This window comes from Flavobacterium sp. IB48 (assembly GCF_016405855.1).
Lineage (GTDB): Bacteria > Bacteroidota > Bacteroidia > Flavobacteriales > Flavobacteriaceae > Flavobacterium > Flavobacterium ginsengisoli.
In genome coordinates this window covers 530,071-547,590 of record NZ_JAEFCA010000002.1, presented here as the reverse complement: position 1 = coordinate 547,590, position 17,520 = coordinate 530,071, and the positions used below count along the sequence as shown (strand labels likewise).

General features: G+C 33.3%; 13 protein-coding genes. 8 read left to right on the top strand and 5 right to left on the bottom strand.

Annotation, left to right across the window (positions count from 1 at the left end; all coding sequences use genetic code 11):
* Nucleotides 1-46: 46 nt before the first annotated feature.
* The 5 genes from JC605_RS09460 to JC605_RS09440 are packed head-to-tail and all read left to right on the top strand — an operon-like array spanning nucleotide 47 to nucleotide 4,527.
* A complete protein-coding gene (locus JC605_RS09460; RefSeq protein ID WP_111423610.1) occupies nucleotides 47-412 on the top strand; it encodes a response regulator transcription factor in 366 nt (121 codons plus the stop codon).
* The gene (locus tag JC605_RS09455; protein ID WP_198855931.1) at nucleotides 412-1,626 is read left to right on the top strand and encodes a YaiO family outer membrane beta-barrel protein; all 1,215 of its coding nucleotides are present in this window, start codon (nucleotides 412-414) and stop codon (nucleotides 1,624-1,626) included. Before JC605_RS09460 ends, JC605_RS09455 begins: the two co-directional genes overlap by 1 nt.
* 1 nt (nucleotide 1,627) lies before the next feature.
* On the top strand, nucleotides 1,628-2,449 hold the full coding sequence (locus tag JC605_RS09450; protein WP_198855930.1) for a hypothetical protein: 822 nt from the start codon (nucleotides 1,628-1,630) through the stop codon (nucleotides 2,447-2,449).
* A gap of 12 nt (nucleotides 2,450-2,461) precedes the next feature.
* A complete protein-coding gene (locus JC605_RS09445; RefSeq protein WP_198855929.1) occupies nucleotides 2,462-3,892 on the top strand; it encodes a glycosyltransferase in 1,431 nt (476 codons plus the stop codon).
* 5 nt (nucleotides 3,893-3,897) lie between these two features.
* Complete coding sequence (locus JC605_RS09440) at nucleotides 3,898-4,527, top strand: response regulator transcription factor (RefSeq protein ID WP_198855928.1); 630 nt, start codon at nucleotides 3,898-3,900, stop codon at nucleotides 4,525-4,527.
* On the opposite strand, the gene JC605_RS09435 is transcribed toward JC605_RS09440, so the two are convergent.
* Nucleotides 4,524-7,469: an ATP-binding protein gene (locus tag JC605_RS09435; protein WP_198855927.1), complete on the bottom strand. Its 2,946-nt coding sequence runs from the start codon at nucleotides 7,467-7,469 to the stop codon at nucleotides 4,524-4,526. The two genes, JC605_RS09440 and JC605_RS09435, sit on opposite strands and share 4 nt — an antisense overlap.
* A gap of 231 nt (nucleotides 7,470-7,700) precedes the next feature.
* Here JC605_RS09435 and JC605_RS09430 point away from each other — a divergent pair, with 231 nt between their 5' ends.
* On the top strand, nucleotides 7,701-8,255 hold the full coding sequence (locus tag JC605_RS09430) for an NAD(P)-binding domain-containing protein (RefSeq protein WP_198855926.1): 555 nt from the start codon (nucleotides 7,701-7,703) through the stop codon (nucleotides 8,253-8,255).
* 109 nt (nucleotides 8,256-8,364) lie between these two features.
* Here JC605_RS09430 and ilvD read toward each other — a convergent pair whose 3' ends face one another.
* Both ilvD and JC605_RS09420 read right to left on the bottom strand, forming a co-directional pair.
* Nucleotides 8,365-10,056 (bottom strand): dihydroxy-acid dehydratase, encoded by a 1,692-nt coding sequence (ilvD, locus tag JC605_RS09425; protein ID WP_198855925.1) that lies wholly within the window; start codon nucleotides 10,054-10,056, stop codon nucleotides 8,365-8,367.
* A 59-nt stretch (nucleotides 10,057-10,115) separates the two neighbouring features.
* Nucleotides 10,116-10,685 (bottom strand): Crp/Fnr family transcriptional regulator, encoded by a 570-nt coding sequence (locus JC605_RS09420; RefSeq protein ID WP_177209832.1) that lies wholly within the window; start codon nucleotides 10,683-10,685, stop codon nucleotides 10,116-10,118.
* A 251-nt stretch (nucleotides 10,686-10,936) separates the two neighbouring features.
* Between JC605_RS09420 and JC605_RS09415 the strand changes: the two genes are divergently transcribed.
* Together JC605_RS09415 and JC605_RS09410 are read left to right on the top strand one after the other, a co-directional pair.
* A complete protein-coding gene (locus JC605_RS09415) occupies nucleotides 10,937-11,749 on the top strand; it encodes an AraC family transcriptional regulator (protein ID WP_198855924.1) in 813 nt (270 codons plus the stop codon).
* A 79-nt stretch (nucleotides 11,750-11,828) separates the two neighbouring features.
* A complete protein-coding gene (locus JC605_RS09410) occupies nucleotides 11,829-12,440 on the top strand; it encodes a DUF417 family protein (protein WP_198855923.1) in 612 nt (203 codons plus the stop codon).
* A 67-nt stretch (nucleotides 12,441-12,507) separates the two neighbouring features.
* On the opposite strand, the gene JC605_RS09405 is transcribed toward JC605_RS09410, so the two are convergent.
* Together JC605_RS09405 and JC605_RS09400 are read right to left on the bottom strand one after the other, a co-directional pair.
* Complete coding sequence (locus JC605_RS09405) at nucleotides 12,508-14,931, bottom strand: ABC transporter permease (RefSeq protein ID WP_198855922.1); 2,424 nt, start codon at nucleotides 14,929-14,931, stop codon at nucleotides 12,508-12,510.
* 174 nt (nucleotides 14,932-15,105) lie between these two features.
* Entirely contained in the window at nucleotides 15,106-17,517 is a 2,412-nt protein-coding gene (locus JC605_RS09400) for an ABC transporter permease (protein WP_198855921.1), read from the bottom strand.
* Between the last annotated feature and the right edge of the window lie 3 nt (nucleotides 17,518-17,520).

The window sequence follows — 17,520 nt, the reverse complement described above, 5'->3', positions numbered from 1 at the left end:
TAAGACGTTATAATTTAAATTGTCCCCAAGATAAAAAAAATAAAAAATGAGAATTATTGTAGCCGAAGATAATGATATCCTACGCAAATCGTTATCTTTTTTCTTAGAGTCCAAAGGATTTAGCATTGACCAGTTTTCTGATGGAAAAGAAGCGCTTGAAGCGATCGAAAAAGAAAACTATGATTTAATATTGACTGATATAAACATGCCGGGTGTTAGCGGAATGGAAATTACGCAACACGTGCGAGAAAACCTTAAATCTGATATTCCCGTAATTATATTAACCTCTTCAGGTGTGGAGCAGACAGAGCTTGATTCTTTTGACATTGGAGCAAATGAATTTATTGCAAAGCCTGTAAGTCCAGCTGTACTTTTAGTGAGGATTAATAAATTACTAAAAACCCGAATCTAATGAAGTTTATATATTATTCTATTTTCCTGGTTTTTATTTCTTCTGTTGCATTCGCACAAGAAATCAATATAGATGAGACTTTGGCAAATGTTAAACGCGAAGTCGAAAAAGAAAATTTTGATAAAGCATTATCGCTTATCGAACCTTTGCGTGCCAAATATCCTGAAAATGAAGATATACAAACCTACACAGGACGTATTTATAGTTGGAAAAAAGAATATAAAACTGCCATAAAGATTTTGTCTCCAATGGCAGATAGAAATAATCCGAATCCTGAAGCTTTACAAGCACTTGTAAATGTTTATTTCTGGACAGAAAATTATGAAAAATGTATTTTGTATTGTGATAAGTATTTAGAGATTGACCCAAAATCGGTAGAGGTATTGAAGATTAAAGCGACTTGTTTAGAAAAACTAAATCGCGATCAGGAAGCATTAGATTTAATAGATAAAGCATCTTATATAGATAATAGTACTCAAGCCTTTAGCGGAATACGCACACTTATTGGACGTAAAGCAAAAAATACAGTTTCGGCTTCTTACCTAAATATTTCGACTTCAGATCCGGGACAGCAGCCATTTCATTATGGATATGTTGAGTATTCGCATAAATTTAGCAAATCGGCAATTGTTGGGAGAGCCAATATCGGAAACATAAGTGGCGACACTCAAATGTTATTTGAAACCGATTTTTATCAGACCTTTTCAAACAAAAGTTATTTGTATGCAAATGCAGGAGTTTCTACAGGAGAAACCATATTTCCTGTAGCCAAAGGAGGTTTAGAATACTATTTTAAGCCACAGAAAAAGTTCGATTTTTCGCTTGGAGGAAGATATATGCATTTTGAGACAGACAATATTACATTGCTTACTGGTCAAGTTGCTTATAATGCAGGGATTTATACTTTTGCTTACAGGCCTTACTACGATATTTCGAATGAATTATTTTCTCATGTTTTAAGCGTTCAGCGTGTAAACGAAGAAAAAGAGCGTCTTGTAAGACTGGAATTGCAATACGGAAATGTTCCGTATTTGTATCTCTACAATAATTTTACACAGCCTCTAAAAGCGTATAGAGTAGGAATTCAATATCAGCACCGTTTTGGCGATTCGTTTTTTGTGCGTCCGATTTTCCTTTACGAATATGAAGAATATACACCAGGAGAATATCGAAATAAGTTTAATGTGCAGTTAATTGTAACGAAACGTTTTTAAGATGGAAGAGATCTGGGATTTATATAAAAGCGGAGGTTGGGAAGTACCTTTTCTCACGTTTTCCATTTACTTGTTTGTAACGGCATCATTTATCTTATATCTTATTATTGTAGCAAGCAGAAACAATAAAATAAAAAAGGAACGACTCACTAAAGAATACAGTACAGTAATCGATAAAGTAATGTCGGATATTATTTTTGGCAATATTCCTTTTTCAAAAATTAAAGAAGACAAGAATTTTCTAGTGCTTTTTGACACGTCTTTTTTTAGAGAAGTTTTGACAGAATCTCTAATCAATCTGCATAAAAACTATGAAGGTATTTATGCCGAGAAATTGGAACGGTTTTATGAGGATTCTGGATTGATAAAATCTTCGTTTAAAAAGCTCAAAAGCTTAAGGTGGGAAGTAAAATGTAAAGGAATTACAGAATTGGCAGAATTTAATATTAAAGAAGCGTTTGATCAAATTATTATTTGTTCTAAAGCCAGAAATAAAACATTAAAAATTGTTGCCATAAATGCTTGCATAAAACTTGAGGGAACTCAAAGCATCCAGTATTTGGTGCAACATTCTGATCCTATAGACGATTGGATGCAACTGAATATTATAGGCGCTTTTAAAAAACACGATATAGGCGATACAGAAGGAATTGAGCATTTACTTGAATCGCAAAACACAACCGTTATTACACTTGGTTTAAAGCTTATAAAAGAACTGAAATTATCGCAAAAAGTTCCGCAAGTAGCGCAACTGGCTGCCCAAACAACAAATGCTATCATAAAATACGAAGCGCAAAGTATTTTGCAGACACTAACAGCATAATAGTATAAGAAAATGACTTTTTTTAATCCTGAAATAACATGGTTTTTGGATGTATATATACTCCTAATACTTGGTTACGCCATACTGATCATGTCGTCTTATTTAATGCTGGCCTATATTTCGACAAAAGAGCTTAGAAATTACCTCAAACGTAACAGCTTTGTTGATTATGATGTGCTGTTAAGTACTGAGTTTGCACCAAAACTTTCGCTTATTGCGCCTGCTTATAATGAAGGTCTTACGATCGAAGAAAATGTAAAATCATTGCTTTCGCTTAATTATAATAATTATCAAGTTATTGTAGTAAATGATGGAAGCAAGGACAATTCGATGGAAATCTTGACTAAAACCTACGATTTGGTTTTGACTAATTTGGATTTTCATCCGCAAATTGAAACAAAAAAAATAAAAGGAATTTACACTTCTAAAAATGCCGCTTTCAAAAAGCTAATTGTCGTAGACAAAGAAAATGGAGGTAAAGCCGATGCATTAAACGTTGGACTTAACATTGCTCAGAATCCATATGTGGTTTGTATTGATGTCGATTGTATTTTGGATAAAGATTCGCTTTTAAAACTGGCAAAACCGTTTTTAGAGGCATACGGAAAACGCATTATTGCAACTGGAGGAGTGGTTCGAATTGCTAATCAATGTGTGATCAAGAACGGACGTTTGGTCGAAGTGAATATTCCAGATGTTATGTTGCCGAGAATTCAGGTTTTAGAATACTTAAGAGCATTTCTTTTAGGAAGAATGGCTTGGGGAAAACTAGACGGCTTATTGCTTATTAGCGGAGCTTTTGGAGCTTTTGATAAAGAAATTGCCATACTTTCTGGCGGTTACAGTACCAAAACGGTTGGAGAAGACATGGAACTTATTGTAAGAATGCGACGTTATATGCTAGATAATAAATTGCCGTACTCAGTGAGTTATATTCCAGACCCGCTTTGTTGGACCGAAGCGCCTGAAGATTTCAATATATTCAAAAAACAACGTTCGCGTTGGATGCGCGGAACTATAGAAACATTGAGTTTTCACAAAAAAATGTTCTTAAATCCAAAATACAAGCTTTTGGGAATGTTGAGTGTGCCTTATTGGACTTTGTTTGAATTTTTAGCTCCTGCAATTGAATTTATCGGACTTGTAATAACAGTCGTGTTTATTGTATTGGGATTATTAAACTGGCATTTTTTCTTCTTATTACTTCTTTTTGTATATTCGTTTGCTGTTTTATTTTCGGTTATTGCTTTATATAGCGAAGAAAAAACCTATCATAAATATCCAAAACAAGCCGATTTTTTAAAGCTTTTAATGGCTGCTTTTATTGAACCTTTTTATTTCCACCCGCTTACTGTTTATGCCGCTTTGATTGGTTACAAAGAAAAAGTTATGGGAACGAAAGGTTGGGGCGAAATGACTAGAAAAGGATTTACTAAGAAATAGTGAATATGACAAAGAAAATTTTAATTGTCGATGATCATTTGGTAGTGCGAAATGGAGTTGCAATGATTCTTGAAAGACAATTTGAGGATGTTGCAATCTCGCATGCTGAAAATTTCTTTGAGGCTATTACACTTTTAAAAAATCTTCTTTTTGACTTAGTAGTTCTAGACATTAATATTCCTGGAGGAAAGAATACTGACATGATAACCGACATTAGAGCTATTCAATCTGAAGTAAAAATACTGGTTTTTTCGGCTCACGAAGAAGAGCAATACGCCTTGAAATACCTTTCTAGCGGAGCCAATGGATATGTCGATAAATTGTGCAGTGAAGAAAAAATCATGTTTGCCATTACTTCCATTTTTGAATCAGGAACTTATGTTTCTCCTGAATTGGTTAGTAAATTGGTAAGCATCCAGACTAGTAAAAAGAACTTAAATCCTTTTGAAGGCTTATCTAAACGAGAGCTTCAAATAACCGATTTATTGATTCAAGGAAATGGTAATTTAGAAATTTCTAACAAACTCAATATTCACATGTCGACTGTGAGCACTTACAAAGCAAGGGTTTTTGAAAAACTAAAAGTCAATAATCTGGTAGAACTCATTAACTTGTATAAAACTTTTCAAGGCTAGTTATATTCGACCATTATTTCGATTGTAGTCCCTTTGTCAATGCCGCTTTTAATATTGATGTTTCCTTCAATAAGAATAAGAAGCTCAATAATCATATGAAGCCCCAAATGATAATTTTTCGAAATTGGATTTTTATAAAAATTGTGATAGTAATCAATAAGTTCTTTACTCATTCCTTTACCATTATCAATAATTTTTAAAGTTAGAATATTGCTTTGAGTGGTGCATAATAATTCAATTCTACCGTTTTTGGTGTTTTTTATGGCATTATCAATCAAATTATGAATAATAATAGAAAGCGCTTTTTTATTTGTCTTTACCAATAAATCCTTAGGTACACTATTGATAATCGCATTATTTTCTGCTTCTGCAATTTTTTCAAAAATATGAATGCTTTCTTCTATTAATTTGTTCAGAGAATAGCTTTCTCCTTCAAGTTTTTTCCCTTCAATAAAAATAGAGGAGTATTTGATAAGATTTTCGACATACTCATACAATTGTAATGTTGATGTTTGCAACATGCCTAATTGCTGTTTAAGCTTTGGATCTTGCTGTATGGTACTGTTTTCGAAAAGATGTTTTACAGAAGAAGACAAGAATTTTAATGGACTTTTGATATCATGGCTCATGCTCTTTACAAGCATTTCGTGCTGTTTAATTTCCTGTTTTAAGTTGTTTTCTGTTATTTCAAGTTTCTGAACCGTAGCAGCTAATTTTTTTGTCTTTTTTGCAATTGTAATTTGAAGCTGTAAGCTTTTCATTTTTTGATAGTATAATCTGATGTACCAGATTGAAATAACAAAACCAACAAAAAGAAAAGAGCAGAGAATAGTGAACCAGATCGTTTGATGAAATTTTGCAGGCACAACGAGAATTACTTTTTTGTAGGCATAATTGGCATTAAAACCAGATAAACTTCTAAAGGTAAGTGTATAAGTTCCTGGAGGCAATGTTGTAAAAGAAATTGATTTATCGGCTTTTAGTCGTTCCCAGCGATCACTGCCAATTTTGTCCATTTTTGCTTCGATGGCTACATTTTTTGGATTACCGTAATAAGGATATGAAACCAAAAAACTTACTCGTTGAAAATTGTTTTTTAAGACAATAGTATCTTTCGGAGTAATCATTTTCTGATCGAGAACAACTCTGTCAATAAAAAGATCTTTTCCAGGAAGTAAAGGAGATATTTTATACGGATTAAAAAAAACGATACCATTCATTGACGGAAAAACAATATCATTGTTTTTTAGAAAATTCCCGCAAGGTTGGCAGCCGCCGTTAAATTCATTAATAAGGAAACCATCTGCTTTATTGTATTGATGGTAATATATAACCGTATTTTTATTTTTATAATGTTGCATCAGCGCTTTTCTAGAAACCTGAAAAAGTCCTTTATTGGTTGATATCCAGAAAAACTCGTTTTTGTCTTCAATGATGCAATGAGCAGAATTAAGATAATGCTCTTCGTCTGTTGGAAAAGAATGTAGAGTCTGATTTTCGTAAAGAAAAAAGCCTTTTTCGTATGTGGTAAGCCATATTTTCTGCTTGCTGTCTATAAAAACGCTTCGAATGTTTATCTTTTCAGTGTTTTTTGCAAAATGCAGTTTTTTAGTTTTTAAGTCATACAAAAACAGTCCGTTATCTCCAGCTAAATACAAAATACTGTTTTGCTGAACGATATAATTGATGTTGTTTTTAAAAACCGCCTTAAGTGTTACAACTCCTTTTTTTATAGCATACAATTTAGGTTTATGAAACTCATCTATTCCCAGAGAAACCCAAATGGTATTGCTATTATCTTTAAATATTGTTTTCGGATTTTGATTAAAAGGGTAGGTGATATATTTTTTGTATCCTGATTTTTTTAGATAACAAAACACTTTCATGGCTCGACTAATCCATATATTTTTCTCATCGTCGAGAGCAATATTTATACGTTCATCCAAAAGAACGCTTTTAGGAAAAGGAATACTATCAATAACTCTTTTATTATTAATAATTAAGCCTTCAGAAGTGATTACAGTACTATCGCTAAAAGCTTGTGCAGCATAGTAAACTTCGGCTCTTTCGTTGCTTTTTTTGACGGTTTTAAAAAGAGGAAAAGAAATAATGCACAATCCGTTTGTACCGCTCCCTAAGTACAATTTATTATTTTTTTGATCAAAATAAGCAGCGATTATATTGCTTGTTTCAAAATCTTTGTATTCGACAATTAATTGAGCAGTTAATTGGTCATTTTGATTTTTTAACTGATAAATTTTATTCTTTACAGATAGAAAAACCTGGCCTGTTGTGATGTTCCAGAATAACCTACGATTTCTTGTAGGTATTGCATTCAGTTTTCCTGAAGATTCTCCTTTTTCCGAAAAACAATGATAATTACCATTATCCTCTAGATAAAAAAGAGAATTATTAAGTGCGAAAAAATTAAAAATATTATCATTTTTAAAAGGAGTTTTAGAAATGCTTTTCATTTTAGAATCGCATAATTCAATGGTTTGGTTATCTATAAAGAATATATTTCCATTAGATAATCTGATATAATAAGGCTCGTGCTGATTAATAGAATAGTTGGACGGAAGACCGTCATGAAAGAAGAAATGTCTTCCGTTGCGCACCAAACTAGATTTTGGAGCATTTTTTTTTAGAATTTGGACTTTTGCATTTCTGATAAAGACAAGTTCTTTTTTGCTTTCGTTGTAACTTGTAAGACTATCTTTTTCTATGCTTCCAAAAATGTCAGTAAAACGAGTATGTTCTAAAGAGGTATTGGATGAATTAAAAACAAGAAAATTATTGCCGTCATAACGAACAATACCATTTTCGGTAGTCATCCATATAAAATTGTGTTTGCCCTGAACAATTGCTTTTATACTGTTCTGTTGCAGTTCATTATTATCCGCAGTGTACCATCTAGCCGTGTAGTTTTCTTGGCAGGCCATTTTAGTTGTAATAAGCAATAGCAAAAAACAACAATAACGAAATGAAAAAGAAGCCGTTATTTTGGACATCTGACTAAATTATAGCACAAACTTAGCAAACATAAATCAGAAATCATGGTTTGTAGTTTTAAATCTACAACGTTGTAGATTTATTGAGACAGACAAGATAAGCTATCTAATAGTCGATAAGACTATATTTGTCTTATAAGGTTAAAGGCAAAGTTTAGAAATATGAAGATAGGCGTAATTGGTTTATGTAGTTTTACAATGGATTTTGTGAGCCGTGCGGTCGAGGCAGGACATCAAGTATTATTGAGTTCTACTCGCGAAAATAGCCAGTTTAAAGATATAGCTAAAACCTCAGGGAAGAATGTAAAATTGGTAAGCAAATACGAAGCAGCAAAAGCCAGTATTTTGATATTATTTATTCCGCGCGAAGATGTTGGATTATTCCTGACAGACTTGCCAGACATGAATGAGAAAGTGTTAATACATTCTAGCAATCCAATTTTTAGTTTAGAATGTCTGGAACCAAATGCAAAGGCATCATCTGAAATAATTGCATCACTTTTGCCAGAAGCTCATGTTGTTAGGGTACTTAATATAGTGAATCCAGAAGTGCTTTCTATGATAAATCAAAAGCAAAATGACAATGAAATATTTTATACAGGATTGAATAAACAGGCAAAAAATAAAGCCAAAACATTTTTTAAAAGCCTAAATCTTGCTGGGGTCGATTTTGAAGAATTGTACCAACTTCCAATGCATTCTTGTTTCATGAATTAGAAAATATATTACGAAACCAGCTTTGAATAATTAGAATTGTTCAAACCCCGAAATGTTTCCAGAAAAGCTAACTTTCTGGGACATTTCTTTTTGGGATTTTTTTAATTTTTTAATCTAAATCTGTTTTTAAGACAGCTCCAGTACTTGCATTAGTAACTAATGCTCTATATTGAGAAAGCCATTTTGAGTTTAATGGTTTTTTTAATGGTTTGAAAGTAGCTCTTCTTGCAGCAATTTCCTCATCGCTTAAATTAACAGACAAAATATACTGATCTACATCAATGTGAATTTCGTCTCCGTCTTTTACCAAACCAATCATACCGCCCTCAGCAGCTTCAGGAGAAACGTGGCCGATTGAAGCTCCTCTGGTTGCACCGCTAAATCTTCCGTCTGTAATTAAGGCAACAGAACTTCCAAGTCCCATTCCCATAATTAAACTCGTAGGAGAAAGCATTTCTTGCATTCCAGGTCCGCCTTTTGGGCCTTCGTAGCGTATAACTACTACATTACCTGCTTTCACTTTTCCCATCATAATTCCTGCAATCGCTTCGGCTTGACCGTCAAAACAGACTGCACTACCAGTAAAGACGCGATCTCCAGTTAATCCTGCAGTTTTAATAACTGCACCTTGTTCAGCAAGATTTCCGTATAAAATGGCCAATCCGCCAACTTTGCTGTATGGATTATCGATGGTATGAATAATAGTTGTGTCTTTAATTTCGGCATTAGCAATTTTTTCCAATAAAGTTTCACCACTGATTGTTAGATTATCAATTAAAACGCCTGAACCTCTTTTGTTTATTTCCTTCATAACTGCATTTACACCACCAGCTCTGTTGATATCTTCCATATGAACCGTGCTTAAACTTGGTGAAATCTTAGCAATATGCGCCACATTTCCCGAAATGGTATTAATGTCTTTTAATTTAAAATCAACATTAGCTTCGTTCGCGATTGCAAGCATATGAAGAACAGTATTTGTACTTCCGCCCATTGCCATATCGACAGCAAAAGCATTGCGAACGGCATTTTCGTTCAAAATATTTTTTAATTTGAATTTTTCAATAGCCTGCTGATCTTTTGCAATATCACAGATTCTTCTTGCTGCTTGGCGATACAATTGTTCACGTTCTGGAGTTTGAGCCAAAATTGTTCCGTTTCCAGGAAGCGCAATTCCCATTGCTTCCATTAAAGTATTCATAGAATTTGCGGTAAACATTCCAGAACAGCTTCCACCGCTTGGACAAGCGTTGCATTCAATATCGTACAATTCCTCGTCAGAGATTTTTCCAGCTTCGTGTTTTCCGACTGCTTCAAAAGCTGTTGCTAAGTCAATTGCTGTTCCGTTTTTGGTATATCCCTTAGACATTGGGCCTCCGCTTACAAAAATGGTTGGAACATCTACACGTAAAGCGCCCATGATCATTCCTGGAACAATTTTATCGCAGTTTGGAATCGCAATCATTGCATCCAGTTTATGCGCATTCATGACACTTTCTATAGAGTTGGCGATAATTTCACGACTCGGAAGCGAGTATAACATTCCGTCATGTCCCATTGCAATTCCGTCATCAATTCCGATTGTATTAAACTCAAAAGGAACACAGCCATTGGCACGAATTTCTTCTTTGATAATTTCAGAGACTTTGTTTAAGAAAAAATGTCCTGGAATGATTTCGATAAACGAATTTGCCACTCCAATAAATGGTTTGCTAAAATCTTCATTTTTCAAGCCCGTAGCTCGCAATAAGGATCTGTGAGGAGTTCGTTGAACACCTTTTTTTACTTCATCACTTCTCATGATAGAAAATGTTTTTTAATGTTGTTTTTTGTTTTTTTTTGATAGTTAACAGATTATAATTAAATCTGCGATTTTATTCTGCTTAATGTTTCTGGCGAAATATTAAGGTATGCCGCAAGATTGGCATTAGACAATCTCTGAATGAGTTCGGGGTTGTTTTTAAGAAGATTTCTATATCGTTCGGCAGCATTTTGTGTCAATAAACTGCTGAGTTTAGAAGTAATCACCGTAAGGCCATATTCGAGAATATAGATGTACATTTTATCCCATTGCGGAATGGTGTTTCGGAGATGAAAAAAATCTTCATAAGAAATAGCCAAAAGCTCTGAAGCCTCAACCGCTTCAATGTATTCGGTGCTTGGTTCTCTAGAAATAAAACTGACAATCGAAGTTAGAAATGTACCTTCAAAAGCCATAAAACGTGTAGTTATATTATGATCTTCTGTGCTGTAATACAATCGCAGACAGCCTTTTTTTATAAAAAATATTTTATTGGCAACGGTTCCGCTTTTAAGTAACTGCTCATTCTTCTTTACTTGTATTAATTTAAAGCAGGATAAAATGGTGTTAAGTTCATCATTTTCCAATTGTAATCTACTCTGAATTAAAGCCTCAAGTTCACTCATCATTTCTCAAAAATTAATCATTATCAAAAGTAAAGTTAATCAAGGAAAAAAACATTGACGAATGTCAAAATCGGTTTAAGAATGAATATAAATAACTTTGCGTCTTAGTGACTTTGCGAGCAATTTTTCAAAGGATGGAAAGAATGCTTAAAATATAATCTCGCAAAGTCGCAAAGACGCAAAGTTTTGAAGTTTTAATCTGCTCAAATCTGCAGAATCTGCGTGAAACAAAAACAAATCTGTAATTTAGTAAAATGAAAATCGAACTGAAACAATCTTCTTTTCTTGAAAAGGCAATCAACGAACCGTATTACAATATTTTAATGTTTGACGGAGAAGCAGCTTTTTCTGTTGATTTAACCGATTACGAATGTAAAGGGAAATGTCTTTTGTTTTTAACACCGTATCAGTTATTGAAATGGAAAAATTCGACAGCACCTTTCCTAAATATTCTCAGTTTTCACGGAGATTTTTACTGTATTGAATACCATAAAAAAGAAGTGGCTTGCAACGGAATTTTATTCAATGATATTTATAGTGAACCTTTTGTAGCTGTTTCCGATTTTATTTACGAGGAAATCACGAGCATTATGGAGAGAATGAAAAGAGTAGAAGACTCAGAAATGGATTATGATAATTCGATTTTAAAATCTTATTTACAAGTCATTCTAGCCTTAAGTAGCAAAGAAAAACAGCTCAAAATGTCACCACAGATTCAGGAATCTATTGGAAACGCTGATATTTTGAAGTTTCAGCATTTGTTGGATTCTCATTTTTCAGAAGCAAAAGAAGTCTCTTTTTATGCCTCTAAATACAATTTGAGTGTTAATACTTTCAGTAAAAGAATTAAAAAACATTTCGGGAAATCGCCTTCTCAGCTTATTCAAGATCGCATTGTTTTGGAAGCTAAGAAACTGCTTCATTTGACAACCAAAACAATAAAAGAAATTGCAGACGATCTTAATTTTGAAGACGAATTTTACTTCAGCCGATATTTCAAGAAAAGTGTGGGCATTTCGCCTAAAGAATTCAGAAAAGAAGTTGGCATTTCTATCGTGGCAAAATAGTCCATGAAAACTCCTTTATGTCCATTTTTATCCAGATAAGCATAAAGTAATTTTGGTATGTATTAAAAACAGAATCAAAATGGAAAAATTTATACGATTTATTGCGGGTGGACAAAATAACTTTATTCACTTTTTAAGAATTGCCATATTTGTTGTAATGGCATGGATTGGCGGATTAAAAGCCTTTAAATATGAAGCTGACGGAATTGTTCCGCTGGTTGCGAATAGTCCGTTTATGAGTTTCTTTTATAAAGATGCCAATAAACAAGTTGTGAATGATGAAGGTAAAACGGTAAAAGCGTACACGCTTTACAAAAACGTTGAAGGTAAAACTGTTGAGAAAAACATCAAATGGCACGAAGCCAACGGAACTTATATTTTTTCTTACGGATTAGGAACTGTTATTGTCACAATTGGTTTGTTGGTTCTTTTGGGAATCTGGTTTCCTAAAATAGGCTTTTTGGGTGGACTTCTGACATTCGGAATGGCGTTTGTTACTTTATCTTTTTTAATCACGACGCCAGAAGTTTATGTGCCGAATCTGGGCGGAGATTTTCCAACGCCAGAATTTGGTTTTCCGTATCTTTCTGTAGGAGGCCGTTTGGTTCTCAAAGATATTATCATGATGAGCGGCGGATTGATTGTCGCTTCAGACAGTGCAAAGAAAATTTTAAAACGATTTTACGCTTAATCAAAAATAAAAAAAAGCTGCGCAAGGGCTCAGACTTGCACAGCTTTTTACAAAAACTCAAAACTAATTATTCATATTTTAAATATTTCAGCACATCGACTTTTGTTGCTTGATACGCTTTTGCTAAAACAATACATAGCGTTAAAAACAATAAAAGCAAAAAGGAAAGTAGAAACGGCAGCATCGGAATTTCGATTCTAAAGGCAAAATTATTCAGCCATTTCTGCAATAAAACATAGGCAGGAAATACGGCAATAAGAAAACCTATTGCACAATAAACTACATATTGTTTAGACAGTTCTTTCAGTAAAATATTGGTCTCTGCGCCCAAAGTTTTTCGAATCGCAATTTCTTTCATTCTTCTTTGAATGGAATAAGATGCGAGAGCAAAAAGTCCAAAAAGCGCAATAAGAATTACAATAACATTGAGCAGAGAAAACAAATTTTTCTGCTTTACATAAGACTCGTAAGTTCGCGCATATTCTTTATCGGCAAAATCATATTGAAACGGATATTCGGTATCGACTTTTGTTTTCCAGAATTTTTCAATTGCAGCAATACTACTTTGAATCTGATCTGCTTTTAATTTTACATAAATTCGATTCATTTCATTAGCCATATCCAGAGATTTTATATGATAAAAAGTAATCGGCGGAACATCGACTTCTGGACTTAAAAGATTAAAATCTTTTACCACGCCAATAATCCTCATTTTCTGATTCCCAATTTTGATCTCTTTACCAATAGGATCTTTTATCTGCATTAAAGCCAATGATTTTTCATTAACTAAAACAGAATTTATAGTGTCTGAAGCTATATTTGGACTAAGATTTCTGCCTTTTATTACTTTTATATTTAGCAGATTTAGCATGTCATAATCAAGTCCGATTGCTTTTTGTTTGAAAAGCACATCTCGATACCAAATTGGCCATTGTGAATCATCTTCTCCATCAAAAGAAAGAAGACCAGTTGAAACTTTTTCAACGCCTTTAATTTTTGAAAGTTCCTGTTTTATAGTGTTATATCTTTCAAAAATATTCTTTCCAACATTTTCTCCCTGATAATAGGAAGACGGAAGATTTAACGAAATTGCCATAACCTGATCGCCTTTAAAACCAAGATCTTTATTGTTTAGATATTTAATTTGCTGATAGACAACGACAGAACCAATAATAAAAAAGGAAGCAATGGCAAATTGAAAAATCAGCATTCCATTTCTAATCCAAACACCGCTTTTACTTCGAGCGTAATTGCCTCTTAAAACTTTTAAAGTCTCGAAATTAGCAACATATAATGCTGGAAATATTCCTGCAAACACAATGGTTATGAAAAAAACTAGTATCAACTGAAGATAAAATTGACTTTCGATTATCCTTAAATTTTTCTCTAAAAAAGAATTGTAATAAGGAAGAGCAATTTCTACAATCATTAACGCTAATAAAACCGAAAAAGCAGTCATCAAAACGGTTTCAAAAATGAATTGCCAAACAATCTGTTTTTTGGAAGCGCCCAATACTTTACGAACTCCAACTTCTTTAGCTCTTTTAATCGAATTTGCTGTTGCCAAATTGATATAATTGACAATAGACAGAATAAGAATTAAAACCGATAAGCAAGCCATAATTACCAGAAACTGATAATTTCCTCTTCCTTCAGGATATCCATCAGTAACAGAATGTAATCTAGCAGATGAAAGCGGTTCCATCAAAACTTTGAAACTTCCCATTTTCTTGACCATTTCGGCAGGTGTAAAACCCGCTTGTTTGGCAGTTCTTACAATAACCTCGTCATAAAATACTTTATCAAGCATTTTTCTGGTCGATTCTACCTTTGATGGATCTTTTAGTTTTACTAATACTTTTAAAACAAAAAGGCCAGGGTTTTTGTCTGGATCTGCCAAGTCTTTCATGTGGTTTATCACTATGTTTGGTGCGATCGATGAGTTTCCTGGAATGCGATAAACACCTGAAATTGTAAACGTAGCATCCAAACATTTGATTTGTTTGCCTATTGGATTTTTATTTCCAAAAAAGCGTTCTGCAAGTTTCTCTGAAATGGCAATACTGTTTTCGTCTTTTATAGCTGATTTGGCATTTCCATAAATAAATTCAAACGGAAAAAGAGAAAAGAAATCTTTTTCGGCATTTACGATTTTATCTACAAATTCCTTTTGTCCATTGTAAATCACTTTGTCTTTTTGATACCATTCATCTGCATATACAACAGCTTCTACGTTGGGATCATTTTCTAAATGAGGTTTTAAACGTACAGGATTATTTGCAGTTACTGGCATATCGCTTAATTGCGCTAAAACCTGATAAACTTTATCTTTTTCTGGATTCCAAGCATTGTAGCTGTGTTCGTCGTTCCAATATAGAAGCGCGAAAATTAGACCCGAAATTCCTATTGATAATCCGAGAATATTGAGGGCAGTAAATAATTTACTGTGTTTGATTTGATAGATAAATATATTGATCCAGTTCTTTAGCATTTTGTTGGTGGTTTAAATAATATAGAACATAAGTTTATGTTATGTCTTATACTTTGTGAGGTTAGTTTCACGCAGATTTTACAGATTTTGGCAGATGTATTTTAAATCTAAAAGAAATCTGCCTAATCAGCTTAAATCTGTAAAATCTGAGTGAAATAAAAAACTTAAAACTAATTACTCGTATTTTAAATATTTTAAAACATTTACTTTGGTCACTTGGTAGGCTTTTGCTAAAACAATCGTCAGCGTTAAAAACAACAGTGATATAAAAGCAACGAAGAATGGCAAAAACGGAATATCGATTCGAGAAGCAAAGTTTTCTAGCCATTTTTGCATCAATAAATAAGCAGGAACAATTCCGATTAAGAAACCAAGTACGCAGAAAATTACATACTGTTTTGATAATTCCTTTAATAGAATATTGGTTTCCGCACCGAGTGTTTTTCTAATGGCGATTTCGCGCAATCTTCTTTCCATAGAAAAAGAAGCCAAAGCAAATAATCCGAAAACAGCAATTAATATTACGACCACATTCAGCAGAGCAAACAAGTTTCTTTGATCCTCGTATTTTTTATAGGTTCGGGCAAAGTTTTTATCTACAAAATCATACTCAAAAGGATATTCCTGATCGACTTTAGATTTCCAGAATTTATTAATTGCAGCAATGGTTTCTGGCATTTGATCTGGCGATATTTTAACAGAAATATAGTGCATATCATTTGTAATCCAGTCAAAAGCATTGATATGGAAGAAAATCATTGGAGCGATATTATATTCCATTCCGACATAATGGAAATTTTTGACAATACCCACAACTTTAAATTTTTTCCCTCCAAAAGTGATATCCTGATTTACAGGATCCTTTACTTGAAGCGTTTTTGCGGCGGTTTCATTCAATAAAGCACTCGAAATGCTGTCTGTTGCCAATTCAGGATTCAAATCTTTTCCTTTGATAATCTGAATTCCTAAAAGATTTAATTGTCCAAAGTCCATTGGCATTTGCTGTGTTATGACTGCTTTATTGGATTTATAATGAAGCTCTTGCCAAGAATTATCATTGCTTCCAATAGAAAACATTCCTGCAGAAACTCCTTCAACACCTTTAATTTTTTCTAGTTCTTGTTTAATGGTTTTGTACCTTTCGTATTGATTTTTTCCTTTTTGCGGTTTAAAAGAAATATCCATAACCTGAGATCCATTAAAACCTAAATCTTTCGCCATCATAAAGTTTACCTGTCTATAGACAATAAACGACCCGATAATAAAAAGGGTAGCAATAGAAAACTGCAAAACAAGCATTCCGTTACGAATCCAGACACCGTTTTTACTTCTCGAAAAATTGCCTTTTAAGACTTTCAGTGTTTCAAAATTTGCAATGTAAACAGCAGGAAAAACCCCCGAAACAAGGATTACAAAGAAGAAAATTAAAATAAGTTGGAAGTAAAATTGAGTTCCAATTAATGTTAAGTTCTTGTTTAAAAAAGCATTGTAAAAAGGAAGCGAAAGTTCTACGATTACCATTGCCAGTAAAACCGAAAACAAAGTAATAAGCGTGGTTTCAAAAACAAACTGTGTAACAATTTGCGATTTAGTAGCACCGACTATCTTGCGAACTCCAACTTCTTTGGCTCGTTTTACTGCATTTGCAGTAGCCATATTAATGTAGTTTACGATCGAAAGTATTAAAATTAAGATAGATAAACCCATTATAATTTTTAGAAATTGCAAATTGGCATTCTGTTCAGGAAATGCATAATTTCCTTGACGAAGCCTTGCTTTTGTAAACGGAAGAAGCCTTGTTTTTATAGGTTCGCCGTATTGCTTAATAAATTGTTCAATTGATAAGCCTTCAGCTTTTGCCTGTTTTTTGTAGTTGTCTTCAAGAAATATTTTGTCTAAATTTTGAATAACTGCTGTGGTGTCGCTTGGCTTTTTGAGCTTTAGCATTAATCCGTAACTAAAACCCCAGTTATCTTTGTTTTGTTCTAATTCCTCTTCTAAAACAGGAGTAATTACCGAAGGCATTACTGACGATTTTTCAGGCATTTTATATATACCGCGAACAACAAAAATTCGATCTGCGTATTTGACCTGTTTTCCCATTGGGTTTTCATTCTTAAAAATGCGCGCAGCAGTTTCTTTAGAAAGAACCATGCTGTTGCGGTCGCTAAAAGCTGTCTTAGCATTACCTTGAATAAATTCAAAAGGGAAGAAAGAAAAGAAACTCCTTTCGGCTGAAAAGATTTTGTCAACCAATTCGATTTTTCCGTTATGCTGAATAGTTTCCGTGGTATAGTTTACTCTGAAATAACAGTATTTATCCAAATATGAAGTAGTTGCATTAAGCATTCTGCCTGGAATTGGAGAATTTGTTGTCCAGATATTTCCACCTCCAAAATCATTCATTGCAATGAAAATTTTATCTTTCTCAGGATTCCATTGATCGTAAGAATGTTCGTCGTTCCAGTATAGAATTGCAAAGATTAAACCTGCAATTCCTATACTCAAGCCCAATATATTAAGGGCTGTAAAGAATTTGTTGTTCTTTATATGATAAACAAATATGTTTGTCCAATTCTTCAACATGAC